Here is a 25,963-nt window from a genome sequence, read left to right as displayed (position 1 = left end):
CCCGAGTTGGCCAGACAATCGCTGCCGCGTAACTTAGGTTAGGTGGGGGAGGAAAGTCCGGGCTCCAAAGAGCAGGGTGCCAGATAACGTCTGGGGGGCGCAAGCCTACGACAAGTGCAGCAGAGAGAAGACCGCCTAAGTATCTTTTAGATACCGGTAAGGGTGAAAGGGTGCGGTAAGAGCGCACCGGGCCACTGGTAACAGCTGGCAGCAGGGTAAACTCCACCCGGAGCAAGACCAAATAGGGTTCTACGATTCTTCGGAATTAATGCGTGGCTCGCGCGAGAACCGGGTAGGTTGCTTGAGCTATAGAGCGATTTATAGCCTAGACGAATGATTGTCACTTTTTCATTTCGATGATTGAAGAACAGAACCCGGCTTATACGGCCAGCTCAATAAATACCACAAACCCGCGTTAGCAATAACGCGGGTTTTTTGTTTTTAAAGCCTTAATGCTTTTTACCATTAAGGCATTCTTCATGTCATGGACCATGACGCATATATAAAGGCGCTAATACCAATCACATTAAAGTATTGCTCACTCAGTGACACATTCAAGGGCTTGCTACTTTGCTTGCTCTTGGATAAATGTCTGCAAATCTTGCAATGCGGTTTCATAATCATAACGTTCAATCGAACGGGTCAACTGCGTAAATAGGCTGGCACCAAGTATTGAACGTAAATTTGTTCGATGGGTGGTGATAAAGTCTGTCGTGGCAGTATCATAATCGGCAAGCATGCGCATTAATTCGTCGATGCATTTCTCGTCGACCTTTTCTTCCCGTGATTGATTTTCCTCGAGTTCGGATGGGCTATCTAACTCAGGGACTTTTACATTGATCTCATTGATAGCCATTTCAAGCGGCCTGGTAACCTGCTGCATTGTGGCAAAACTCAAATTCCCGGATCTGGCTTGTTGCTCTAACACTTCGGCATTTTGCTGCACATCAAACGCGCCAATATTACCTGCTAAGCCTTTTAAGGTGTGAGCGAGATATACGGCTTCGTCAACATCATTATGTTCAATTGCGGCTCGAAATTTAGCTTTAAACCCTTGCTGACTTTTGCTGAAACCGAGCAATAGCTTTTGATAAAGTAAGCTATTATTCATAGCCCGTCGCAAACCATCATTAACGTTTATGGTAATCATTTTAGGTGGGAGCGAAGTCTTGACGTTGCTGACAATTGGTAGATTCGATGGTTGAGCAGGTTGGCGTTTATCGGTATTGATCCAGTTGGCCATTATCTGAAACATGGTTTCGACGTTAATCGGTTTGGCAATGTGGTCGTTCATACCGGCTTGTAAGGCTTTTTCTTTGTCGCCAGCCATTGCATTCGCGGTCATCGCCAGGATGGGTATATCTTTGTACTCCTCAAGCTCGCGGATTTTACGGGTTGCCGAATATCCGTCCATGACGGGCATCTGACAGTCCATCAAGATCCCGTCGTATCGATCGGGTTCAAGCATATCTATAGCGATGAGACCATTCTCAGCGATATCACAATCAATATCATTTTTCGTCAACAAGGCGCTGATCAGTTGTTGGTTAACTTCGTTATCTTCAACCGCCAGTATTCTCGCCCCTTTGAGCTGCTTTATTGCCGCTTTCATTTTTAGTTTTGGGGTTGAAAACTGCAGATTGCTTGGTTTTCGCTCACCACTTATCTGAACAATAGCCTGTTGCAGTTTATTGCGAGTCACCGGTTTGGTGAGAATTTCATCTACGACTAAATCATTCAGTTGCAGACTCAATTCTTCTCGTCCGAACGCAGTTACCATAAAGACTAAAGGCGGATTTTTTAGCTTCAACTCAGTTAAAACAATCCGAGCCATTGCTACACCATCTAATACCGGCATTTGCCAGTCAATTAACAATAACTGAAAGGGGTCTGACTCATCATGTTTATTAATGAGTGCTAATGCATCTTTGGCACTGCCAACCACTTTGTATCGATATCCCATCGATTGCAGAATGCGGGTAAAGATATCGCGGGCATGGGCGTTGTCATCAACCACCAGGATGTGATGGATTTTGGCAACTTTAGTCAATACTTTATTCGGAGTATTCAGTTGTCGCTTGAATTTAATCGTAAATGAAAAAGTACTACCTTTGCCTAGCTTACTTTGTACCGAAATTTCACCGCCCATCAGGTTTATGAGTTTTTTCGATATCGCCAGGCCTAATCCTGTGCCACCATGCACTCGGGTTGTCGACGCGTCAGCTTGAGTAAAAGGCTTAAAAAGGTCCGCCTGTTGCTCTTCACTCATGCCAATACCGGTATCACTCACCGCAAAGTTAATTTCGACATCTGTGTTGGTCGTACGTAGCGACGATACCTGCAGCAGCACTTCCCCATCATGGGTAAACTTTACCGCATTGTTGGTCAAGTTGATGAGCACCTGAGTGAGGCGCAAAGAGTCACCAATCAGTGCTGTTGGTAAATCGCTTTGAATATCGAAGAGTAATTCCAGATGTTTTTCTTCAGCCTTAATACCGACAAAATTTACTAGATCTTCAAGGACCTCAGTTAATCCAAAGTTACTCATTTCGACGTCGAGTTTGCCCGCTTCGATTTTAGAAAAATCAAGAATGTCGTTGATAATACCAAGTAACGACTCGGCGGAACGATGCACTTTGTCGATGTATCCCCGCTGTTGTGAGTCCAGTTCTGTGCTTAACGCTAAATGAGACATGCCAATGATCGCATTCATAGGCGTGCGAATTTCATGGGACATATTGGCGAGAAAATTGGATTTAGCCCGATTGGCATTTTCCGCCACTTCTTTTGCCGATTCGTAATTAAGTTCGAGTTTCTTTCGATCATTTATGTCGATGTGAACGCCGGAAATACGAGTGGGAACATTATGGTTGTCAGTCTCAATCACCCGGCCCATCGTCAGGATCCATTTATAACTACCATCTTTGCAGCGCATTCTGATTTCGTTGCTGTGTTCAACTATTTTCTGGCCCATATAGTCGCGAACCAGCTGTTTTAATAATTGCTGGTCCTCCACTAAGAACAAGCTCATCCATGTCTCATAGCCGCCTTTGAGCTTCGACCATTTACTATCACTTTCAAGAATATCTAAAGGCTCGTAACCAAGCATGGTTGCCCAAACTGAGTTAATTAATGCCGATCCTTTCTGTGGGTACAGCTCCCATAATCCAATTTTCGCGCCATGGGTTGCACTATCCAGTCTTTCTTCACTGGCAATCAACCGCTGCTGCTGGCGATTTCGTTCAGTAATATCCCGCAATATGCCAATAAACACTTTTTGATGGTCCAGAACCGCTTCCCGTACCGCAATCTCCATGGGGAACACTTCTTTATTTTTTCGTTGTGCGGTGAGTTGTCGCACATGATTGACCACATCCGATCCCTTTTGACTTCGATAATGAGCCAAAAATATGTCGTGAGTATCGCCCATTTCGTCGGGTTGTAGGATCGCAACGGGTTTTCCTACGACCTCTTCTCGATTGTAACCAAAGATCATTTCCGCAGAACGGCTGAAGTTTTGAATAGTACCTTTGCGGTCGATAACGACGACCCCATCGGCAACACTGTCTAAAATCGTCGCGAAGCGGTTCTCACTTTCCTCCAATTCAGCTTTGAGACTTTCCTGCTGGGTAATATCAAGCAGAGCGCCATCAAAGTAGACTTTTTTACTAAACTCATCACTATTGCCATTTGCGCGAACCTGGATCACTCGCCCATTTCCGTATCTATCTTTCATGTTAAAGGTGGTCAGTAGCGGCAATTGATTAAACGCAGCATCGGCAAATTGTTTTACCACCCTTATCCTGTCTTCTTTGACGATTAACTCAGACAGTAATAATTTGGGATTTGGATCTAAAAATGTCTCCTTTGGGTAACCGGTTAAGGGTTCAATTTTATCACTGAGAAATTTGAGTTGCCCCCGCTCTTTCCAGTCTTCACCCTCCATTTCAAAACGAAATACAGCACCAGGCAAATTACTGACAATGGATCGGATCTGCTGCTCATTTGAAGCGACTTTTCTAAGAGCCTGCACTCGCCCGCTGATATCCAAAAGCGATAATCGGATTTCGTGATTCTCTTTGGTAAATGTGGCTGACGCGGAAACCTGTTTTTCCCGACCATGATAGTCAATAATGGTAAGGCTAATGTCTTTTTGGGGACTTTTCTGAGCATTAATCAATAATGCCTGAGCATCCTGATTTTCCCTGCCATTGGGAATTAACTGCCAGAAATCTAGGCTATCGAATGCCCGGCGAGAATACCCGGTTAATTCAGCAAATACTTGGTTATGTTTATCAAAATGTCCACTTGGGTCGATGGTGGCGTAGGCAATTGGTGAATGCTCGTATATATCGAATAATCGCCTTTCTCTATCGGTCAAATCCCGTGTTCGCTCCTCAACGCGTTGCTCTAATCGGGTATTCGCTTCGTTGAGTCGCAGATTCATGGTGCGCATGATCCGTAATGAAAAATTACCTAATAAGGTGAACAATACAAGAATACTTATCAAGACTGCTGTGACGGTGTTTCTTAGCGCGTCGTGGCCCGCCTGAATTTCCTGATAGTCAATTTCAGAAATGATGCCAAGGTTGAGCTCTTCGTTCCAGTTCCACGCTCCGATAACTAGTTGACCACGATAGTCTCGATAACCATCGGTTGAGTAGCCTTCCTGTTTGTCGAGTGCCTGACGGGCGCTAAAGGTGGGAAGCAATTCATCGCGCACGGCATTAAAGGGTTTATCTTTAGAGAGTTCGCGCATCGGATCCAGAATTTTCAGATTTAAAATACTGGCCTGGCCTTGCTGTAGTAAATTGAGATCGGCAAGTTGTTTTTCAAATCTGGACGACGAAATCAATACCGACCGATTGTCTATCAAGTAGGTTTCGCCAGACGTACCAAGGTAACCAATTTGAGTGATCCCCACGAGTTCTTTAAAAGGGTCGAGTCGCAGAGCCAGAGCGGCGATAATATCGCCTTGCTCATTAAATATAGGGCTGGCGACGAACATGGTGGTATTGTGTGATCCGGCACCACGTTGCACTTTGTGTAAAGGAACGTCGGAAATTATCGGGGGGATTAAAATCGTTTGTCCTTGGAATACCCGATTAAGATACTCAGGCCGTTGTTTATAGATAATATTTTCCTGGCCAAGGTTTTCATTTCGCATTGATCCATAGTTGATGTAATCTTTGGAAATGATAAAAAATCCCAACGACCCATAATAGTCATTAGGTAACTCACGGTAAAATTCACGAATGGTTTTTAACGGCAGGCTGCCTTGCAGGTAGTTGCGTTCAATACTAAGAAGTTGCTCGGTTTGGCGCACCATCTCAGGATTATCAGCCATGTAGCGCAGTAAGGTTTTACGGCCTTCATACCAACTTTCCAGTGCGGTTTCGGTTGTTTCCACCATGGCCCGAAGCGCTTTACCCACTTGCTCGTTGGTTTGCATTTTGATGCGCTGCAGACCAAATACTATGATGGTAACAATAATTACCACAAATATGACTATTGCCCCAAGAACCAGTCGTCGGGATTGGGTGTCATCCAGAACGGGTTTTTGCAATTGTTTTACATGTTTTCTCAGGCTATTGATTACCAGTGCCAAAATAGCAATGAGAAGAACAATGATGGCAATCAGGGATTCTGTCAAAATGATTCGTAATGTGGCTCGCTATTGCTATTAATAATAGCAGTTCAACCCGGAGATGAAGGGCGGCGCGATTTTTAGCATCACTTTGTTTTTTATCGGCTAAATAAAAGCAAAAGCCCGACAAATGTCGGGCTGATTGTAACCGGTTAACGGTTTCAACGGTAGGTCAATGACTATCGCTATTTATTATCGTTGTAATATCGAACCAGAGATGCAGTTGAACAATCATGGTGGTCACTGACCTGATTGCTGGTTATTTCGCTATGTATCTGATTCGCTAATCCTTTACCAAGTTCTACGCCCCATTGGTCGAAAGAACAAATATCCAACAGTATCCCCTGAGTGAATATTTTGTGTTCGTATAACGCGACAAGCATCCCCATGGTTTTTGGGGTTAACTTGTCCATTAAAATGGTATTGGTTGGACGATTTCCTGCATGGACTTTATGGGGAGCGACTTTATCGATATACGCTGAGTCATGACCTTTGCTGGCCAGATCCGCTCTTATTTGTTCTTCGCTAACACCTGCCATCATGGCTTCAGATTGGGCAAAAAAGTTTGCCATCAAAATATCGTGATGACCTTCAACATTGGCAACACTTTCTATCGAGCCAATAAAGTCCGCAGGGACAATATTGTTGCTTTGGTGCAGGTATTGGTAAAAAGCATGTTGACCATTAATACCAATCTCTCCCCAGATAGTGGGAACGGTTGGGTAGGGCACCACATCGCCAGACATGTTGACATGCTTACCATTACTTTCCATTTCTGCTTGCTGCAAATAGGCTGTTAAGCGGTGTAACGGCTGATCGTAAGGTAAAATCGCCTGGGATTGTGCGCCTAAAAAGCTGCAATTCCATAAACTTAGTAACGCCATTATCACAGGTACATTTTGTTCCAGAGGCGCAGTTTCGAAATGCTGATCAACGATATAAGCACCGTCTAGTAATTCGATAAACTGCTCAAAACCGAGATAAAGCGCAATGGGTAAGCCAATGGCAGACCATAATGAAAATCGGCCACCTACCCAATCCCACATATCGAAAATATTATCTTCACGGATACCAAATTCGGTAACCTTAGCGGTGTTGGTTGAAACCGCAACAAAATGTTTAGCGATTGCGGATTTATCTTCTGCGCGTGCCAGCAACCAATTAACCGCGGTATTGGCATTGGTCATGGTTTCTGAGGTGGTAAAGGTTTTACTGGAAACCACAAACAACACGGTTTCCGGGTTTAATGGTGCCAGGACATCCGCTATCTGATTGCCGTCAACATTCGACACATAATGCACATTTAATGTACCGTCCCCATAACTTTTCAGGGCTTCTGTGGTCATTTGTGGTCCCAGGTTCGAACCACCTACACCGATGCTAACGATATCGGTAATCGATTTCCCGGTATACCCCAACCATTTACCACTACGCACGGTTTCGGTAAAGGCCTGCATTTTATTCAGTTCAGCCTTAACCTGAGCTCGAACATCAATACCATCAAGAAGTAATGGCTGATCACTGCGATTACGCAGGGCAACATGCAATACCGAACGATCTTCGGTAATGTTGATGCGTTCACCGCTATACATTTTTTCCCGCCAGGCCTCCAGCTCACATTCACGAGCGAGCTGAAATAACGCCTGCATGGTGGTTTCATCCACAAGATTCTTTGAATAATCAAATAGCATGGAAGGCAAAGACAAAGAGAATTTCTGGAATCGCTCTTTATCGTTGGCGAATAAATCTTTCATATGCTGAGACTTCATTTTCTCAGCTTGTTGTTCAACCGCTTGCCATCCTGAAAGTTGAGTTCTAACTACCATTCGCTGTGCTCCTCGTCCCTTATTGATTGCGTTCGATTAATTGTTTGGCTTTGTTAACCACGTTATCAAGGTTAAAGCCAAAATGATCCAATAAAACGCCACCTGGCGCAGATTCTCCGAATGTTGTCATCCCAACCACGTCACCATATCGGCCAACATACTTGAACCAGAAATCAACGTGTGCGGCTTCTACCGCCAGTACATTGATAACATCATTGGGAAGTACCTGTTGCTGGTAGGCGTTATCTTGCTTATCAAATACTGAAGTACTTGGCATCGAGACCAGGCGTGCTTTCACACCATGCTCCTGCAATGCGTTAACACTTTGCGCAGCTAAATCAACTTCAGAGCCTGTGGCGATCAAAATGATGTCAGGGGTGCCGTCGCAATCAATCAGGATATAACCACCTTTGCTGATGTTCGCCAGCTGTTCATCATTACGAGCCTGATGGGTCAACCCTTGACGTGAGAACACCAATGCACTTGGCGCATTCTGATTTTCAATCGCTGCTTTCCAGGCGACAGCAGATTCTGCTGCATCACATGGGCGCCAGGTTGTCAGGTTCGGGGTCATTCTCAGGTTGGCGATTTGTTCAATTGGCTGGTGAGTCGGACCATCTTCACCCTGACCGATAGAGTCATGGGTATAAACAAAGATATTCTGAATTCCCATCAGTGCTGACATGCGCACCGCATTACGAGCATATTCCATAAACATCAGGAAGGTTGCGCCGTAGTTGATAAACCCGTCGTGAAGGGAGATACCGTTCATAATGGCGCTCATGCCAAATTCACGAACACCGTAGTAGAGGTAGTTACCACTAGCATCATTGGCTTCGATCCCTTTAGAACCCGACCAAAGGGTTAAATTTGAACCGGCTAAATCGGCGCTACCACCCAGTAATTCAGGTAATAACGGCGCAAAAGCTTCAATGCTGTTTTGCGATGCTTTACGGCTGGCAATATTTGGCATTTCCTGCTGACATTTGGCAATAAAGGCGTCGGCTTTGTCACTAAAGTCGGTTGGTAGCTGTTTGTCGATTACGCGACGCTTAAATTCTTGAGCAAGCTCGGGATGCGCTTGTTGGTATGCGGCAAAACGTTGCTGCCAGTCTTGTTCGGATTGTGCACCCTGAGCTTTATGATCCCAACCTTGGTAGACGTTATCAGGAACGACAAATTCTGGTTCATGCCAGTTAAGAAATTCGCGAGCGGCAGCAATTTCGTCTTTGCCTAATGGGGCACCGTGACAGTCATGGGAACCAGACTTGTTTGGCGAGCCGAAACCAATAATGGTTTTGGTACAAATAAGCGTCGGCTTATCCGTGACGGACTGTGCGTTTTTAATCGCTGCACTGATTTGCTCAGGATCATGGCCATCGACATCAGCAATAACATGCCAGCCGTAGGCTTTAAAACGCTCGGGCGTATTGTCGGTAAACCAGCCTTCGACTTCACCATCGATTGAAATGCCGTTGTCATCCCAAAAGGCAATAAGCTTACCTAGGCCTAACGTACCGGCAAGCGAGCAGGCTTCATGGGAAATGCCTTCCATCAAACAACCGTCGCCCATAAAACAATAGGTAAAGTGATCAACAATATCGTGGTCCGCACGGTTAAACTGTGCTGCCAGAGTTTTTTCCGCAATGGCCATGCCTACGGCATTAGCAATACCTGCGCCTAATGGACCGGTGGTGGTTTCAACACCCGGGGTATAACCATATTCGGGGTGCCCTGGGGTTTTTGAGTGTAATTGACGGAAATTTTTCAGTTCATTAATTGGCAAGTCATAACCGCTAAGGTGTAACAGTGAATAAATTAGCATTGAGCCATGACCATTGGAGAGAATAAATCGGTCACGATCTGGGAAATTCGGGTTCGCTGGGTTGTGCTTTAAAAAATCGTTCCACAGCACTTCAGCGATATCCGCCATTCCCATAGGCGCTCCTGGGTGACCAGAATTGGCTTGTTGTACAGCATCCATGCTCAAGGCGCGGATTGCATTGGCTAATTGTTTGCGCGAGGTCATCTGTTACTTACCTTAGTTTACGTATTGAGTTGATATTGTAGATAAAATGTATTGGGTATTTTCAGCAATCATACCAGCAGTTGAATGCCAGCTAAGCCGGCATATTAGCACGTTGGTGGCCTATGTCACTATTGTAACGGTTATAAAATAGCACCGAACGCTATGCCAAAAGCAATATTGATTTTTTTAGTCGGTCAATCCACATTTCTGACGCGGAACCTGCTGAGTATAAATTATAGAATTTCGCAACTTAATCTACATACACGGACAATCAACATAGATGGATAATCCGCATACGCCGACAATCAACTTGTGAGTGATAGCAACAATATCACTGTTCGCTATTACAGTGGAAATTGATAGTAGTTGGGCTGTTATTCGAGTGCATGTATGGCGTGTTGATTGCCGTTAGGCCAACATCATTAAAAATAAAGGGGCAGGAATTGCCCCAATAAACAACAAGTTAAACGTAACGGTTAACAATGTTTTCTAATAATTCCTGGCGGCCGGATACCGGTTCAGGGTTAATGTTGTTTTCCAGTACCAGTTTCGACAAACTTTCTAAATCTGCGGTGCCGTTAAGGATGCTCTGACCAAGTTCGCCATTCCAGTGTCCATAACGTTGTTCTACAAAATCCGATAACGGCGCATCCTCGATAAGTTTCGCAGCATTAAGCAATGATTTTGCCATGGTATCCATACCGCCGATATGACCATGGAACAGGTCGTCACGTGCAGTCGATTGGCGACGAATCTTGGTATCAAAGTTAAATCCACCGGTTTCAAAACCGCCGGCTTTGAGAATTTCATACATGACTAAGGTGCATTCAGCGACGTCATTCGGGAATTGATCCGTATCCCAACCATTTTGCATATCACCGCGGTTGGCATCGACACTACCCATGATACCTTTAGCACAGGCGACCGCAATTTCATGGTGGAAACTGTGACCGGCAAGCGTCGCATGGTTGGCTTCAATATTGACTTTGACTTCGTCCTGTAAACCATGTTCAAGCAGAAAACCATGCACGGTTGCGGTGTCATAATCATATTGATGTTTGGTCGGTTCCTGAGGCTTTGGTTCGATCAAAATAGTACCTTTAAAACCAATTTTGTGTTTATGATCAATCACCATTTTCAAAAAGCGCGCGTATTGTTCACCTTCACGTTTTAAGTCGGTGTTCAGCAGCGTATCGTAACCTTCTCGACCACCCCATAACACATAATTTTCACCACCTAAGGTATGGGTTGCTTCAAGTACATGTTTTACCTGCGCGGCAGCATAGGCAAAGACTTCAGGATCTGGGTTGGTGGAACCACCTGCACAAAAACGCGGGTTAGAGAATAGATTCGCGGTTCCCCATAGTAGACCAGTACCAGTGCGTTGCATCTCTTCACCGAAAATATCAACGATGCGCGATACATTATCATGGCTTTCTTGTAACGTTGCACCTTCGGGAGCAATATCGGTATCATGAAAACAAAAGTAAGGAACCCCAAGTTTTTCGAAAAACTCAAAGGCAACTTTCGCTTTTTGTTCTGCATGGGCCATTTGATCACCAAACGGGGTAATCCAAGGGCGATCGAATGTGCCAGCGCCAAAAATATCTGAGCCCGGCCAGCAGAAATTGTGCCAGTAGCAGGCGGCAAAGCGCAGATGTTCTTTCATGCTCTTGCCCATTACGATGCGATTTTCATCGTAATAGCGAAACGCTAATGGATTGGTACTGTTTTCCCCTTCGTATTGAATCTTCTCGACATTCGTAAAAAAATTTTCGCTCATGATTGGTCTCCGGCTAAAAAATTGGTCATTTGATTGGATGATGGTTAGGTTTAATTAAAGGTGCGGCTTTATATCCCGAAAAATGGATTTCAGACTGCGATATAGTTGTTGATAGGTCTGCCATTGTTCGGCATAAAATGCTGACATAACCGCGTCAGGCCCGATGGTTTGTATGATCTCCCCCGGCGTGCACACCGATGCTGAAGTTTCGTTAGATACCGCCAGACGGGCTAAATTTGCCGCGCCAAAAGCCGGCCCTACATCGCCACCTTTGCGATAGGTAAGTGTCTTATTTAAAACGCTGGCTAAAATTTTGCCCCATAAAGGGCTCTTTGAACCGCCGCCAATTACTGATACCTGCTTTATTTTCGTACCAGCATCAAGCAACGATTTTTGCCCATCGGCAAAGGCAAAGGCGACACCCTCAAGTACGGCGCGGCCCAGTTCTGCTCGGTCGGTGCTTTGCGTTAAGCCAATAAATACGCCTTTCGCTTCCGGGTCGTTATGTGGTGTTCTTTCACCCGTTAAATAAGGAAGGAACATAACTTGTCCCGGCTCGCTAAAATCCAGCTCGCTTATTTCCTCCAGAAAAGAGGTTTCATTGTCAGCGCCCGTTAATTTAATAACCCAACTCAGACAACTGGCAGCGCTTAAAATGACTGACATTTGATGCCAGGTATTGTCAATGCAATGACAAAACGTATGCAAGGCTCCTTCGGGATTGGGTTTGTAGGTTTCGTTGGCAACAAAATAGACACCAGAGGTACCTAATGATAAAAAGGCGTCTCCCGGATTAATTACACCAATTCCTGCGGCACCAGCGGCATTATCACCACCACCCGCGGCAACCGGCACTTCTGCCATTCCCCACGCCTTGGCTATCTCGGCGGTTAATGTTCCAGTGGATTGATTGCCTTCGAATAATTTCGGCATATGGGATTGGCTTAAACCACAGGCTTGCAGCATTTCATCAGACCAACAACGATTGCCCACATCTAACCACAAGGTACCGGCGCTATCTGACATATCCGATGCGTAGTCACCGGTCATTTTGAAACGTAAATAATCTTTAGGTAATAAGACCTTAGCGATACGTTGATAAGCTTGTGGTTCATGCTCTTGCAGCCAGAGAATTTTTGGCGCGGTAAATCCTGGCATTGCTATGTTGCCGGTAATATTTTGGCTGTCAGGTACCATTTGTTCTATCTGACGGCATTGTTGCTGACTACGGCCATCATTCCAGAGGATAGCGGGACGTATGACGTTGTCATCTTCATCAAGCAATGTTGCACCATGCATTTGTCCTGACAGACCAACGGCGATTACCTTGGCGAGTAAATCAGGCTGCTGGCGTTTTATTTGTTGAATAGCAACATTCGTCGCTTGCCACCAGTCTTGTGGGTTTTGCTCCGAATGCAAAGGAGCCGGATAGGAAACCTCTAATGGTGCGCTGCCTTGGGCGACTAACCGTTTTTGCTCATCAAGGACCACGACTTTTACGCCAGAGGTACCAAGATCAATACCTAAATACATATCGATAACTCAGTAAGGGACAATAAATGTTAACGCTATCATTTTTGTCGGTGTTATACCATAGCGGATTTTTTGTTTTATCCCGGAACGTAACAAGGCAACGGGTAAAATATTTACGATGTGGCCAAGGCATAAACCTGAAAAAGTTAGTGAATGTGGTCAGTTAATGCCGGGTGCATGTTTTAACCATAAGTGGTATTCTAACAATGTTTAAAAGCATGACAGTCTAGCGTTAACGGGTGTTACAGTCAGGTATGATAGGTAGATAATCTACCGGCGGAACTCGTTCCAAGAGAAGTAGAATAATAATTTACGATATAAGAATCGTGTCATGTATTTTGATAAGACCCATAATTACAACAAAAAAATACGCGTATCAGTTAACAGTTAGCCCCCATTGGTTGATTGAATATTCATTGATAGCGTTACCAAAGAAGAATCTAAACATGTCTAAAACATTATCTTCAAGCTTTATGATCGCCATCATTGTTTCTCTCGGGGGATTCGTATTTGGTTTTGATGCTTCGGTGATTTCCGGCGTCGTAAGTTTTGTTGCCATTGAATTTGATTTGAATGAATGGCAACAAGGCTTTGTGGTAAGTGCGCCAACTCTGGGGGCGGCGATTGCATCGTTAATCGCAGGTACTATCAGCGACCGAATTGGTCGCAAGAAAGTTCTGGTTAGTATCGCTTTCCTTTATGTTATTTCTGCACTTTTTTCGGCGTTTGCAAGCAGTTATTGGATGTTAGTCGTTGCCCGCACCATTGGCGGATTTGCGTTTGCATCCTTAATTATCGCACCGATTTATATTGCCGAAATTTCAGATCCGGGCAAACGCGGTAGAATGATTTCTATCAATCAATTTAATATCGTTATCGGAATATCCGTTGCCTATTTTGCTAATTATTTTTTATTGAATTTAGCCCAAAGCAATGCCGACTGGGTGGTAGCGTTAGGGATCACGGACAATGTCTGGCGTTGGATGCTAGGTCTTGAATTAATTCCTGCTGGGGTGTTCTTAGTGCTGTTAGCATTCATACCGGAAAGCCCCAGGTTTCTCGCACTCAATGATCAAAAATCGCAGGCCCGGGAGATTTTAACGAGTTTGCATGGGGTGGAAGCCATGGAAGTCGAAATGACTGAAATAGAGCAGACGTCTCATCAAAAAGAAGCGAGTGTATTGACCGGCTTCAAAGATTTATTTTCGAAAAATATGCGTTTGGTACTGACCATTGGCATTGTTATCGCGGTGATCCAGCAAATTACCGGTGTAAACGCGATTTATTTTTATGCGCCATCCATTTTCGAACAAAGCGGAGTTGGCACCAATGCCGCATTTGCCCAGGCCATCTGGGTTGGCGTGATCAATGTCGTGTTTACCATAGTCGCGATGTTGTTGATTGATAAAGTTGGCCGCAAACCTTTATTGGTTATCGGACTACTCGGAGTTTTTATCAGCATGAGTATCGTATCTTATGGTTTTAAGAATGCGACGTATGAACTTGATACCAGCGCGATCGAGCAGGTGCAGTTAGAGCCCGGTAAGTTTGCAGGCATGGTTGGCGTAAAATATGAGAATGATTTGGTGTTCAAGCAAGCGCTGCAAAGTCGCTTATCGTCGCGAGAATTCAAAACCCACCAGGCTCAACTCATTCAGGAGTCGATCAATATTCAACCTGAGCTGGTGCTATTCGGAATTCTTGGTTTTGTCGCGTCGTTTGCGATTAGCCTTGGGCCAGTGATGTGGGTGTTACTGGCAGAAATTTTTCCGAACCATCTGCGCGGCATTGCCATTGCAACGATGGGGCTGATAAATTCAGGTGTTAGCTTTACCGTACAGATGTTATTACCCTGGGAGATCAACAATCTCGGTAATGCGATGACATTTATGCTGTATGGCATTTTTGCCATCATTGGTTTGGTACTGGTGATTTGGTTACTGCCAGAGACTAAAAACAAATCGCTTGAACAAATTGAACGGGAATTGGTGCCAAGTCATGTGTGATGGAAAATGATATGTGATAAAAATACGGGCTGTAGATAATTTGCTGCGGGCTATTTGCTCGCGCCTGTGTACTAAGTCGCGCCTGGTAGGTTTTTGGATCATCACCGGCGTTTTTGTTAGCCCCCTATTGTCAGATGGCTTGTGACCTGACGGGGGAATGGAAAAATCGTTATTTACGCTATCTAAAACGTAACATACTGTTGCTAACATTCTCATTAGAAATGAGAATGTTCCGACATGGATAACGTACATTAGAATGCGTTATTGTCGCCGTCTTGCCTTTGTTTTCATTGATGTTTGGATTTAATACGTATATCTTGTCATTTTACGGTGAAGTGTGTTGTGAGCGTTAACATCAAATTCTTTTTATACAACATTCTGTTGCCGCCGGTTAACCCGATTTTATTGAGCATCTACCGCTCAGGAAGGATATATGGCTATTAAAAAACGAACCAGAATTCAGGACGTTGCCGCGCAAGCCAAGGTATCCATGATGACGGTTTCGCGCGTATTAAACCAAGATGCCAAAGTCAGCGACAAAACCCGTGAAAAGGTAATGAAAGTCGTTAAAGAATTAAATTATCGTCCGAATGTATCGGCGCGTCGGCTGGCGAGTTCTAAATCCTTCTTTCTCGGATTACTGTATGACAATCCCAGTGGTTCCTACACCAGTCAGTTTTTATTAAGTGCACTAAAGAGCTGCCGGGCAAAAGGTTATCATTTGATTGTTGATGAATGCAGTGATTACAATCAAAAAACGCTGGATTCAATTAAGGAACTGATTGAGGTATCCCGTGTCGATGGTTTGATACTGCTACCGCCAATCTGCGATAACGAGGAAATTGTACAGGTAATTATTGATGCTAATTTGCCGTTTATCCGAATTGCGCCGGATACCAATCTGACCGCCTCTCCATTTATTTGTATGGACGATTACCAGGCATCATTTGAAGTCACAAATCGTTTAATCGAGCAAGGTCATAGAAAAATCGGTTTTATCATTGGTCACCCGGATCAGGGCGTAAGCCGACTGCGCTATCAGGGATATCTCGATGCGTTGAGATCGCATCGAATTAATGTGCCTCCGGAATATATCGAGCAAGGCCGTTTTGATTACAAATCGGGTTTAGATGCGGCAATGAACATCCTAAGTCTGGAAGATAAGCCGACAGCAATATTCGCCAGTAATGATGATATGGCCGCTGCGGTGTTATCGGCGGCCAATCGATTTAAACTTGATGTACCGAAAAAATTGTCTGTGGTTGGCTTTGATGATACGCAATTGGCATCAACAATCTGGCCGCATTTAACCACGGTTCGTCAACCAATTAACGAAATGGCGGCCTTGGCAATTGATCTACTAAGTTCCGGTAAATTTGCTGATTTATCCTTGGCAAATAAGGCACAGTTTCGCCATGTACTGGATTTTGCAATTATTGAACGCGATTCGACTCAAGACATCACAGCCTGATCTATTGCCAATACGCTCGGCAATGCAATTACCGCCATTTATTGATTCGTTGTGTAAGGATCAAAAATTTTCTGTTTTTCATTTTTAAAATACATCAGCCCTAATCGACTAAACTAAAGCCTAGCCAAACCCATGCCTAATCACTTACGCGTTTTTTGGGGGAGGTCAATGTGAGTTATTGAATACGTCATCGTTTATCTTAGCACTGAGGAAATCGATTGTGAGTCAAGTATCCGCGACTGAGCATCAGGAAAATATTGGTTTTATTATTTTGATTAGCTGCGTTGCTACCATAGGTGGCTTTTTGTTTGGTTTCGACTCTGGCGTTATCAACGGAACCGTAGATGGACTGCAAAAGGCCTTTAATTCCGATAGCGTTGGCACCGGTTTCAATGTTGCCAGTATGTTGATAGGTTGCGCCGTTGGGGCGTTTTTTGCAGCAAAATTAGCGGATTTGTTTGGTCGTAAAAGCCTTCTGGTCGTGGCTTCAATTTTCTTTATCATCAGTGCTTATGGCTCGGGCGTTTCAACCAGTAGCGGCGAGTTTATCATGTTTCGCATTATCGGCGGTTTAGCGGTTGGTGGAGCGAGTGTTCTGGCTCCGGCTTATATCGCAGAAGTTGCGCCGGCTCGCATTCGCGGTAGTCTGGCAACGATCCAGCAAGTGGCTATCATTAGCGGTTTATTTTTAGCGTTTGTAAGTAATTACTTTATCGCCAGTGCCGCTGGTCAATCAACTGCTGAATTCTGGCTTGGCTTTGAGGCCTGGCGTTGGATGTTCTGGATGGAGCTGATCCCGGCGTGTTCGTTTTTAATACTGCTGATGTTCATTCCCGAAAGTCCCCGTTATCTGATCATTAAACAACGCTATGTGGAAGCGGAAAAGGTTTTGTTTAAATTGTATGGCGCGCAAGAAGGAAAAAGTCATCTCAATACCATTCGGGATTCGGTACAAAGTTTTGATCACAAGCCATCAATGTCCGACTTACTCGATAAAGCGACCGGAAAAATCAGACCCCTGGTGTGGGTCGGTATTGGTCTTGCGGTGTTTCAGCAACTGGTTGGGATCAACGTGGTTTTCTATTATGGTGCGGTTTTATGGCAGGCTGTTGGCTTTACTGAGTCCGATGCGTTGCAAATTAATGTCATTTCCGGGGCGGTAAGTATTGCTGCCTGCATTGCCACCATTTTGCTCATTGATCGGATCGGGCGAAAACCCATTTTATTGATTGGCTCTATTGGTATGGCGTTTTCATTAGCAGCCATGGTATTTGCTTTTACGAACGCGCAAGTGGGCAATAACGGAACGTTGGATTTAGGCGAATACGGTACTCTGGCGTTGATCAGTGCCAACCTGTACGTTATCTTTTTCAATTTTTCCTGGGGCCCGGTCATGTGGGTGATGCTAGGCGAAATGTTCCCGAATCAGTTGCGCGGTTCTGGACTGGCAATAGCCGGTCTGGCGCAGTGGCTGGCCAATTTTCTGATCACCATATCTTTCCCGATTATGTTAACGGGTATCGGACTGGCAGGTGCTTATGGTTTCTATACCCTAGGCGCAATACTCTCAGCTTTCTTTGTGTTCAAATACGTTCATGAAACCAAGGGCAAGGAGCTCGAAGACATGCAAGCCTAACCACTTTGGGTTTGCCTGCCGCGATAGGATTTGCCTCGTTTGCCGATGAAGTAAATGCTGGCAATTCACCTGTTGGCGCTTGGTCGTATTTATGCAATAGCGTTCTATGGTTAGCGGCTTATCTTTGCGACATGACAGCGTTTGTAGTTTGTGCGGTAAAAAGCGCTTGGTGTTGAGCCGTCACAGCATAAATTCTATATCTTGTAACTTAACGTAATCGGTCATGACTTGGCTTTGGTGTTTGTGGTAAAATCCCAAGGTATTTTTCGAACGACAAGCGTTTTTTTGCGGTGTAACTTCACAAAATCCCACAAATTCATAAACTTCTCGCTAACGCCCATTGTTATTAGATTTTCGAGTTAAATTTTAAATCCATACTCTCACTTGACAGGCCTTGAATAAGCTCTAAACTGTGTAAATGTGGGGAAAAGTGGAAAAAAGTGGATCTTTGTGTGATCTTTACTATAGTGATGATGTGTTAGCCCATGAATTTCAACAAGAACAAGGCTTATGTTTAGAGGCGCGAACAAGGTAACCCTGGACAGTAAATCCCGTCTCACGATACCAACCAAGTATCGTGAAACTTTGTATGGGGATTTTTCAGGAAAACTTGTTTGTACCGTCGATATCCAAAACCCTTGTCTTTTGCTCTACCCATTAGCTGAATGGGAGGACGTCGAACTTAAGTTATCAAGACTATCCAGCATGGTTCCCCAAGAACGTTTATTCCAACAAGTCATCCTCGGCAATGCGACAGAGTGTGAACTGGACAAAAATGGACGCTTTTTGATTAGTCCGGTATTGAGAGAGCACGCTAATCTCGATAAAGCGTGTATGTTAGTTGGACAGTTTAATAAGTTCGAAATCTGGCACGAAGCCAGATGGCAACAACAAATGCAGCAGGGCATCACCAGCATTCAATCTGGTGATTTTGAATTAACGGAACGGTTACAGGACTTCTCACTCTAGTCATGGAACAAGAATTTAAACACATTTCGGTGCTGCTTGAAGAAGCCATTGATGGTCTGGCGATTAAGCCGGACGGAACGTATATTGACTGCACCTTTGGCCGCGGCGGTCATTCTGGACTGATCCTGAGCCAATTAGGAGAAACCGGGCGGTTGATTGCCATCGATCGCGATCCGATGGCCATTGCCGCTGCACAGAAATACGCCGATGATAATCGCTTTGAGATCGTTCATAACGGTTTCGCTAACCTTGCCGATATCGCCGAGGATTTGTCCCTGCTTGATCGCGTTGACGGAATTTTACTTGATTTAGGCGTCTCTTCGCCGCAGCTTGATGATGCCAGCCGTGGCTTTAGTTTTATGAAAGACGGCCCGCTGGACATGCGCATGGATACCAGCAAAGGACAAACGGCAGCCGAATGGATAGCCCATGCGGATGTTGAAGATATTACCTGGGTATTAAGAACCTTTGGTGAGGAAAAACATGCCTGGCGTATTGCCAATGCCATTGTTGATGCTCGTCAGGAACAAGATATCGACACCACCGCCAAGCTCGCCAAAATCATTGCTACCGCAGCGCCGCAACGAGAGATCAAGAAACATCCGGCGACGCGTAGCTTTCAGGCAATACGGATTTATATTAATAGTGAATTGGAACAAATTGAAGCGGTGTTAAACGCGTCACTAGCGGTGTTGAAAGAAGGTGGTCGCCTCGTTGTGATCAGCTTCCATTCCCTGGAAGACCGGCTGGTAAAACAGTTTATGAAAAAGCACAGTCAAGGCAAACAGGTTCCCCGAGGTCTGCCAATTTCAGAATTAGAAATACAGAAAGGCAAAAAGCTTGCCCTGATCGGCCGTAAGCAAAAACCGAGTAAATCGGAAGTGGAAGAAAACGTGCGTTCGCGAAGTTCTGTTCTGCGTGTCGCAGAGCGTTTGAGTAAGTAGCAAACACCAACGAGGAAGCCGGAATGGCAGACATGGATCAAGGATTGGTTAGACAAATATGGCAAGACATTCGTCATTACAAGATGACCTATGTGTTGATGTTTGTCCTGTTACTTTCGGCATTTTCGGTGATTTACTTCACGCATTTGAATCGCCAGACAACGACGCAACTGGATCAGTTATTAAGTCAAAAGGATCAGTTGAATATCCAATGGCGAAATCTCATCCTGGAACAAAGCGCACTTGCCGAGCATAGCGAAATTGAACAAAAAGCCCATAGCTTTTTGATGATGACCAGACCACTGGCAAAAGAAGAAAAAATAATAAAAATACCATGACGGCCAAAAAACCGAAAAAGAACAAAGACAACATACAACCGATGACGATCACCTGGCGTTTTAACCTGGTGATTGGAGGCATCGGGCTGGTGTTTTTTGGCCTGATTTTAAGAGCGGCATACATTCAGGTTATTGAACCGGATATGTTAAAAGCTCAGGGGGATTTGCGCTCCTTAAGAACCGCCACCAAAGATACTCATCGTGGCTCGATTATAGACCGTCATGGCGAAGAACTTGCGGTCAGTGTTCCTGTACAAACTGTCTATGCCGACCCTAAATATGTGATCGAAAAAAACGGCTTGAGTCAAACTCGTCGTTTACAGGCGCTCGCCGACGTATTAGGGATGGATTTAAGTACATTGAAAAATCGAATCGGCACCAATCCCAAACGTCGATTTGTCTATCTTGCGCGACAAATTAATCCGGCGATTGCTCAGTATGTTAAAGAGCTCAAAATTCCCGGTATTCATTTACGCAAAGAATCGAAACGTTTTTATCCTGCGGGCGAGATCAATGCCCACTTAATTGGTTTTACCGACGTGGATGATATTGGTATCGAAGGGCTGGAACGGGTTTACAATGACGTGTTGACGGGCCAGTCCGGTAAAAAACAGTATCGCAAAGATGCCAAAGGCAACCCCATTGAAATTCTTGATGAACAAGAAGCACAGCAACCCAAGGATATTACCTTATCCATTGATCAGCGGATTCAGGCGCTGGCTTATCGAGAACTCATCGCTGGCATTAAGTCCTTTAAAGCAAATTCTGGGTCGGTCGTGGTGGTTGATGTCCATACCGGAGAAATTCTGGCATTAGTAAACGGTCCTTCTTTTAATCCCAACAACCGTAAAGGGGTAGCGACTCACCGGTTCCGAAATCGTGCCATTACCGATGTCTTTGAACCAGGATCGACGATGAAGCCGTTGACGGTGCTAAGTGCCTTAGAATTTGGCAGTGTCGAAAAAGATGCCGTAATCAAAACCGGTCGTTCGATGCGCATTGGTGGCCGTCGGGTTTCAGATCCCAGACCTTATGGCGAGCAGACCCTGGCGGATATTTTGAAAAACTCCTCTAATATGGGGAGTACCCGGCTTGCGCTAGATATGCCAAAGGATTATTTTATCGGAAAGTTCTTTGAGATGGGCTTTTCCGAAGATACCGGAACTGGCCTAACTGGCGAAACGTCAGGTATGTTATCGGATCGTAGTCGCTGGTCAAAACATGAACTGGCGACCCTGTCGTTTGGTTATGGATTGGCGATTAGTCCTCTGCAGCTGGCTCGATTTTATGCCACCATCGCCAATGGAGGCATTAAACGCCCATTATCGGTGTTAAAAGACCCGAAGTTTAATCAGGGGGAACGCGTCGTATCTGAGGATAATGCCAACGCCTTAATGGGAATGCTCGAACAGGTTGTCAATGACGGCGGTGCGTGGCGTGCAAAAGTTGAAGGATACCGAATCGGTGGTAAAACCGGCACCGCGATAAAAAGCACGGTTGGTGGTTATGGCAACGATTATATGGGCTTGTTTGCGGGTATGGGACCTTTGTCCGATCCTAAAATCGCAATTGTGGTGGTCATTGATGAGCCTGCCGGGGATTTATATCACGGTGGTGAAATTGCCGCGCCAGTATTTTCAAAAATTATGGCAGGTACGTTGCGTTATCTTAATATTGCCCCAGATGGTTTACCGCAATTGACCACCAAAACACAACAACCAACAGATATACGTAGTACAGGAGTGAGCAATGGGTGATGTAACGGCTTATTCCATTACCTCGGCATTGGCGAAATTCAAAATCGCATTGGATCCTAAGCTCGATGCCGACAAAAAACATATTGTTAACGATTCTCGTCAGGTCAAATCTGGCGATATCTTTGCGGCAGTGCGTGGCACTCAGGGGCAAGGGCATGTATTTATCGAAGCCGCGCTTTTAGCGGGAGCTTCGATGATCCTAATCGATATCGACGACGAAGCTGGTCACGGTCAGTTGCGCTGGCTCGAAGGACCTTATCAGGCGGTTGCCGCCATTGAATTTTATAATCTTGGCCAACAATTAGCCGCATTGGCAGGTGAGTATTATCAACATCCGGCTAAATCCATGACGCTCTACGGTGTTACCGGGACCAACGGTAAAACCAGTTGCTGTCAGTTGATTGCGCAAATGCTCAATTATGTCAATAAACCTTCGGCGATCATCGGTACTTTAGGTGCCGGTCCTGTTGATGACTTGGTGACGATTAACAACACCACACCTGGCCCAACGCTATTGCAGGCCTTGCTGGCAGAATTCAAGCAAAACGCTTTGTTAAATGTGGCGATGGAGGTTTCCTCCCATGCCTTGGATCAAAAACGCTTGTTACCTGAGCTAATCGACGTCGCGATTTTTACCAATTTAAGTCGGGATCATCTCGATTACCATGGCTCCATGCAGGCATATGGCGATGCCAAGGGGAAATTGTTTGTCACCAGTCACCGACAGCGTTGGGTATTAAATGCTGATGACAAACAAAGCAAATCTTATTTGCGGCAAAAGACCGACGACAATCCTGTGGTGATGTTTTCATCGACGCAATCGTTAGCGGATGTAAAGAGCCAGTTTACGCGCGCGGATTTCTATCTTGTGGCGACGGCCATTGAATGTCATCCCAAAGGCCTGGCATTTACGATTCAGTCGAGCTGGGGGGATGCGAACATTATTACGCCGCTATTGGGGCGCTTTAATGTCGATAACCTACTGGCTTGCTTAAGTGCGTTATTGATCCAAGGCTATGATCTAAACGCGTTAGTGGATGCGGCAGCCCATTTAAAAGCGGTGGCTGGTCGTATGGAAGCATTTGGCAATGACCGCTCTGTTACGGCGGTGGTAGATTATGCCCATACCCCGGATGCACTGGAGAATGCGTTAAAAGCCTGTCGCTACCATAACCCGGACAATCTTTGGGTGGTATTTGGTTGTGGCGGCGATCGTGATAAAGGTAAACGGCCACTGATGGCACAAGTTGCGCAGCAGTTTGCCGATCGCTTGATCATTACCAATGATAATCCGAGATCGGAAGATCCGCAGTCGATAGTCGATGATATCGTTGCCGGGCTTTCGGATAACCATGCCGCAACCGTGATTCTTGAACGTCGTCAGGCGGTCACTGATTCACTATCCCAGGCCGGAGCCAATGATATGGTTTTGTTGGCCGGTAAAGGCCACGAAGATTATATGATTATTGGCGAACAGCGCATCGACTACGATGAACGAGCCTTGGTGGCAGACTATTTTTCCAGGAGCAGCTCATGATCACATTAACATTATCGGAAATTGCCAGTCATCTTGGTGCAAGGCTTATTGGTGATGATGCGAAAATTAACTCGGTGAGTACCGATACTCGCCAATTGAGTGCAGGCGATTTGTTTATCGCTCTGAAAGGGCCAAATTTTGACGCCCACAATTTTATACAGCAGGCCGAACAGGCGCAATGCGCCGCCGCAATCGTCGAAAGTGAACAGGCCATCGGTATTGCGCAGCTTGTTGTGGAAGACACACACAAAGCCCTGGGTCAGTTAGGTGCCCTGGTAAAATCTCGGGTAAACCCAAAAACGCTGGCGATTACTGGCAGTAGTGGCAAGACCACGGTAAAAGAAATGTCGGCGGCGATTTTATCGCAATTGGGGCAGGTATTGGCAACTGCTGGAAACTTTAATAACGATATTGGCGTGCCGCTAACATTAATGCGTTTATCACCAGGTGATGAATACGCAGTAATCGAGTTAGGTGCTAATCACATTGGCGAAATTGCCTACACCACGAATTTAACCAAACCCGATGTGGCGATGATTAACAATATCGCCGCGGCACATTTAGAAGGCTTTGGTGATCTTGATGGCGTTGCCCGCGCCAAAGGCGAGATTTTTGACGGATTACCAGAAAACGGTTTCGGTGCTTATAACTTCGACACGCCATACGCAGACAAATGGTTGTGGCGCCTTGAGGGCAAGCAGGTGAAAACCTTTTCGGGCAGTGCTAATCAGGCGGACTATTATGCCAGCGATATTGAAATGGATACGCTGGGTTGCGCGTCATTTGTGTTACATTCGCCTGATCAAAAAGCGGATATTCAGTTGCCGATTCCAGGTATACACAACGTCAGTAATGCGGTTGCCGCAGCGACGGTATGTATAGCGATGGGAGCAACATTGGCTCAGGTTAAACAGGGACTGGAGAGTATGCAGCCAGTAAAAGGGCGATTGAATTTACATCAGTTACCCGATGACCTGACGTTAATTGACGATACCTACAACGCCAATGTGGAATCGACTCGAGCCGCTGCAGAACTTCTGTCGGGGTATACGGGGCGGACATTATTAATTCTCGGAGATATGGCGGAACTTGGTGAAGATGCGCGTGCTTATCACCAGGAAATCGGCGAATATGCCAAAGCTCAAGGTATTGATAACCTGTTGACTCTGGGTGTATTGAGCCAATCGGCATCCGATGTCTACGAACAACAAGGTCGGCACTTTTCGTCGCGAGAACTGTTACTGGATTATCTGGTACAGCTTATCGCCAACGAAACTCAGCCGATTACAATTTTAGTCAAAGGTTCGCGCAGTGCGCGGATGGAATTAGTTGTTGCTGATATCGCCAAGTGGCGACGCAGTACAGCAACAGGGGGAGCAGTATGCTAGTTTGGTTGGGCGAATATCTTACCCAGTACTTTAGCTTTTTTAACGTATTTTCGTATTTAACTTTTCGAGCGATTGTCAGTACGCTGACCGCCTTAGGGTTATCACTTTATTTCGGGCCTAAGTTGATCCGTGCGTTGCAAAAAATGCAGATTGGTCAAACCGTCAGAGACGATGGCCCACAAAGTCATTTATCGAAATCTGGTACGCCAACCATGGGCGGGATCCTGATTTTAGGGGCTATCGTTACCAGTATTTTGTTGTGGACCGATTTATCCAACCCATACGTACAAGTGGTGTTGTTTGTCATTGTCAGTTTTGGATTGATAGGTTTTGTCGATGATTACCGTAAGGTAATTCGTAAAGATCCCAACGGGTTAATCGCTCGATGGAAATATTTCTGGCAGACCGTTGTCGGTCTGATCACCGCTTTTTTTATCTATTCGATTGCCGCTACGCCAACCGAAACATCATTGTTAATCCCCTTTGTTAAAGATGTCATGCCGCAGCTGGGGATGTTTTATATTGTTTTTGCGTATTTGGTTATCGTCGGAACGTCTAATGCCGTCAACCTGACCGATGGTCTCGATGGTCTGGCCATTGTGCCTACGATTCTGGTGGCGGCCGCGTTTGCGGTTTTTGCCTATGTTACCGGTCATTTGAATTTTTCAGAGTACCTGCACCTGCCACATTTACGCAATGTTAGCGAGTTGGTTGTGGTTTGTACGGCAATCGTCGGTGCCGGTTTAGGATTTTTATGGTTCAACACCTATCCGGCACAGGTGTTTATGGGAGATGTTGGTTCACTCGCCTTAGGGGCGGCCTTAGGCGTGATCGCGGTATTAGTAAAACAGGAAATAGTTCTGTTCATTATGGGCGGTGTGTTTGTTGTTGAAACGCTGTCGGTAATATTGCAGGTTGGATCATACAAATTACGCGGTCAGCGTATATTCCGTATGGCTCCGATCCATCACCACTACGAATTAAAAGGCTGGCCTGAACCTCGGGTTATTGTGCGTTTTTGGATCATTTCGATCGTATTGGTGTTAGTGGGTCTGGCGACATTGAAGCTTAGGTAGGCATTAGGGAAGATTAGAAAAAA

15 protein-coding genes and 1 other RNA gene are annotated in these 25,963 nt (G+C 45.3%); 11 read left to right on the top strand and 5 right to left on the bottom strand.

The features are described 5' to 3' along the window. The first annotated feature begins 2 nt into the window (after window positions 1-2). Window positions 3-399: RNase P RNA component class A (gene rnpB, locus ACHUFQ_RS02590), an RNA gene on the top strand. Between the two features lie 166 nt (window positions 400-565). Here the strand turns inward: rnpB and ACHUFQ_RS02585 are convergent. The 5 genes from ACHUFQ_RS02585 to xylB all read right to left on the bottom strand — a co-directional run bounded on the left by ACHUFQ_RS02585 (window position 566) and on the right by xylB (window position 12,818). Next, window positions 566-5,653: a PAS domain S-box protein gene (locus ACHUFQ_RS02585; protein WP_394172693.1), complete on the bottom strand. Its 5,088-nt coding sequence runs from the start codon at window positions 5,651-5,653 to the stop codon at window positions 566-568. Window positions 5,654-5,832: 179 nt separating this feature from the next. Continuing rightward, on the bottom strand, window positions 5,833-7,473 hold the full coding sequence (pgi, locus tag ACHUFQ_RS02580) for a glucose-6-phosphate isomerase (RefSeq protein WP_394172692.1): 1,641 nt from the start codon (window positions 7,471-7,473) through the stop codon (window positions 5,833-5,835). Between the two features lie 19 nt (window positions 7,474-7,492). Beyond that, on the bottom strand, window positions 7,493-9,502 hold the full coding sequence (gene tkt / locus ACHUFQ_RS02575) for a transketolase (RefSeq protein ID WP_394172691.1): 2,010 nt from the start codon (window positions 9,500-9,502) through the stop codon (window positions 7,493-7,495). Between the two features lie 463 nt (window positions 9,503-9,965). Continuing rightward, on the bottom strand, window positions 9,966-11,285 hold the full coding sequence (gene xylA / locus ACHUFQ_RS02570) for a xylose isomerase (protein ID WP_394172690.1): 1,320 nt from the start codon (window positions 11,283-11,285) through the stop codon (window positions 9,966-9,968). Between the two features lie 54 nt (window positions 11,286-11,339). Continuing rightward, complete coding sequence (xylB, locus tag ACHUFQ_RS02565; RefSeq protein ID WP_394172689.1) at window positions 11,340-12,818, bottom strand: xylulokinase; 1,479 nt, start codon at window positions 12,816-12,818, stop codon at window positions 11,340-11,342. A 446-nt stretch (window positions 12,819-13,264) separates the two neighbouring features. Here xylB and ACHUFQ_RS02560 point away from each other — a divergent pair, with 446 nt between their 5' ends. The 10 genes from ACHUFQ_RS02560 to mraY all read left to right on the top strand — a co-directional run bounded on the left by ACHUFQ_RS02560 (window position 13,265) and on the right by mraY (window position 25,940). Beyond that, window positions 13,265-14,824: a sugar porter family MFS transporter gene (locus ACHUFQ_RS02560; protein ID WP_394172688.1), complete on the top strand. Its 1,560-nt coding sequence runs from the start codon at window positions 13,265-13,267 to the stop codon at window positions 14,822-14,824. Window positions 14,825-15,257: 433 nt separating this feature from the next. Continuing rightward, on the top strand, window positions 15,258-16,295 hold the full coding sequence (locus ACHUFQ_RS02555) for a LacI family DNA-binding transcriptional regulator (RefSeq protein ID WP_394172687.1): 1,038 nt from the start codon (window positions 15,258-15,260) through the stop codon (window positions 16,293-16,295). Between the two features lie 220 nt (window positions 16,296-16,515). Continuing rightward, a complete protein-coding gene (locus ACHUFQ_RS02550; protein WP_394172685.1) occupies window positions 16,516-17,931 on the top strand; it encodes a sugar porter family MFS transporter in 1,416 nt (471 codons plus the stop codon). Between the two features lie 510 nt (window positions 17,932-18,441). Beyond that, window positions 18,442-18,900 carry a division/cell wall cluster transcriptional repressor MraZ gene (gene mraZ / locus ACHUFQ_RS02545; protein WP_394172683.1) on the top strand — a complete coding sequence of 153 codons (459 nt, stop codon included), beginning with the start codon at window positions 18,442-18,444 and terminating at the stop codon, window positions 18,898-18,900. 2 nt (window positions 18,901-18,902) lie between these two features. Further along, a complete protein-coding gene (gene rsmH / locus ACHUFQ_RS02540; RefSeq protein WP_394172682.1) occupies window positions 18,903-19,844 on the top strand; it encodes a 16S rRNA (cytosine(1402)-N(4))-methyltransferase RsmH in 942 nt (313 codons plus the stop codon). A gap of 23 nt (window positions 19,845-19,867) precedes the next feature. Then, the gene (gene ftsL / locus ACHUFQ_RS02535; protein ID WP_394172680.1) at window positions 19,868-20,182 is read left to right on the top strand and encodes a cell division protein FtsL; all 315 of its coding nucleotides are present in this window, start codon (window positions 19,868-19,870) and stop codon (window positions 20,180-20,182) included. Beyond that, the gene (locus ACHUFQ_RS02530; RefSeq protein WP_394172678.1) at window positions 20,179-21,939 is read left to right on the top strand and encodes a peptidoglycan D,D-transpeptidase FtsI family protein; all 1,761 of its coding nucleotides are present in this window, start codon (window positions 20,179-20,181) and stop codon (window positions 21,937-21,939) included. The genes ftsL and ACHUFQ_RS02530 overlap by 4 nt, the downstream gene beginning before the upstream one ends. Beyond that, window positions 21,932-23,476 (top strand): UDP-N-acetylmuramoyl-L-alanyl-D-glutamate--2,6-diaminopimelate ligase, encoded by a 1,545-nt coding sequence (locus tag ACHUFQ_RS02525; protein ID WP_394172676.1) that lies wholly within the window; start codon window positions 21,932-21,934, stop codon window positions 23,474-23,476. The genes ACHUFQ_RS02530 and ACHUFQ_RS02525 overlap by 8 nt, the downstream gene beginning before the upstream one ends. Next, window positions 23,473-24,864: a UDP-N-acetylmuramoyl-tripeptide--D-alanyl-D-alanine ligase gene (locus tag ACHUFQ_RS02520; protein ID WP_394172675.1), complete on the top strand. Its 1,392-nt coding sequence runs from the start codon at window positions 23,473-23,475 to the stop codon at window positions 24,862-24,864. The genes ACHUFQ_RS02525 and ACHUFQ_RS02520 overlap by 4 nt, the downstream gene beginning before the upstream one ends. After that, window positions 24,858-25,940 carry a phospho-N-acetylmuramoyl-pentapeptide-transferase gene (gene mraY / locus ACHUFQ_RS02515; protein WP_394172673.1) on the top strand — a complete coding sequence of 361 codons (1,083 nt, stop codon included), beginning with the start codon at window positions 24,858-24,860 and terminating at the stop codon, window positions 25,938-25,940. Before ACHUFQ_RS02520 ends, mraY begins: the two co-directional genes overlap by 7 nt. The last annotated feature ends 23 nt before the right edge of the window (window positions 25,941-25,963 follow it).

This window comes from Thalassotalea litorea (assembly GCF_043642205.1).
Taxonomy (GTDB): Bacteria; Pseudomonadota; Gammaproteobacteria; order Enterobacterales; family Alteromonadaceae; genus Thalassotalea_A; species Thalassotalea_A litorea.
Note: the sequence above shows the minus strand (reverse complement) of the source record. Positions and strands in the feature narration are given on the sequence as shown.

Bases quoted from the DNA above. Each gene is read 5' to 3' on its own strand.
- pgi (WP_394172692.1), bottom strand. From the start codon at position 7,473: ATGGTAGTTAGAACTCAACTTTCAGGATGGCAAGCGGTTGAACAACAA.
- tkt (WP_394172691.1), bottom strand. From the start codon at position 9,502: ATGACCTCGCGCAAACAATTAGCCAATGCAATCCGCGCCTTGAGCATG.
- xylA (WP_394172690.1), bottom strand. From the start codon at position 11,285: ATGAGCGAAAATTTTTTTACGAATGTCGAGAAGATTCAATACGAAGGG.
- xylB (WP_394172689.1), bottom strand. From the start codon at position 12,818: ATGTATTTAGGTATTGATCTTGGTACCTCTGGCGTAAAAGTCGTGGTC.
- ACHUFQ_RS02560 (WP_394172688.1), top strand. From the start codon at position 13,265: ATGTCTAAAACATTATCTTCAAGCTTTATGATCGCCATCATTGTTTCT.
- ACHUFQ_RS02555 (WP_394172687.1), top strand. From the start codon at position 15,258: ATGGCTATTAAAAAACGAACCAGAATTCAGGACGTTGCCGCGCAAGCC.
- mraZ (WP_394172683.1), top strand. From the start codon at position 18,442: ATGTTTAGAGGCGCGAACAAGGTAACCCTGGACAGTAAATCCCGTCTC.
- rsmH (WP_394172682.1), top strand. From the start codon at position 18,903: ATGGAACAAGAATTTAAACACATTTCGGTGCTGCTTGAAGAAGCCATT.
- ftsL (WP_394172680.1), top strand. From the start codon at position 19,868: ATGGCAGACATGGATCAAGGATTGGTTAGACAAATATGGCAAGACATT.
- ACHUFQ_RS02530 (WP_394172678.1), top strand. From the start codon at position 20,179: ATGACGGCCAAAAAACCGAAAAAGAACAAAGACAACATACAACCGATG.
- ACHUFQ_RS02525 (WP_394172676.1), top strand. From the start codon at position 21,932: ATGGGTGATGTAACGGCTTATTCCATTACCTCGGCATTGGCGAAATTC.
- ACHUFQ_RS02520 (WP_394172675.1), top strand. From the start codon at position 23,473: ATGATCACATTAACATTATCGGAAATTGCCAGTCATCTTGGTGCAAGG.
- mraY (WP_394172673.1), top strand. From the start codon at position 24,858: ATGCTAGTTTGGTTGGGCGAATATCTTACCCAGTACTTTAGCTTTTTT.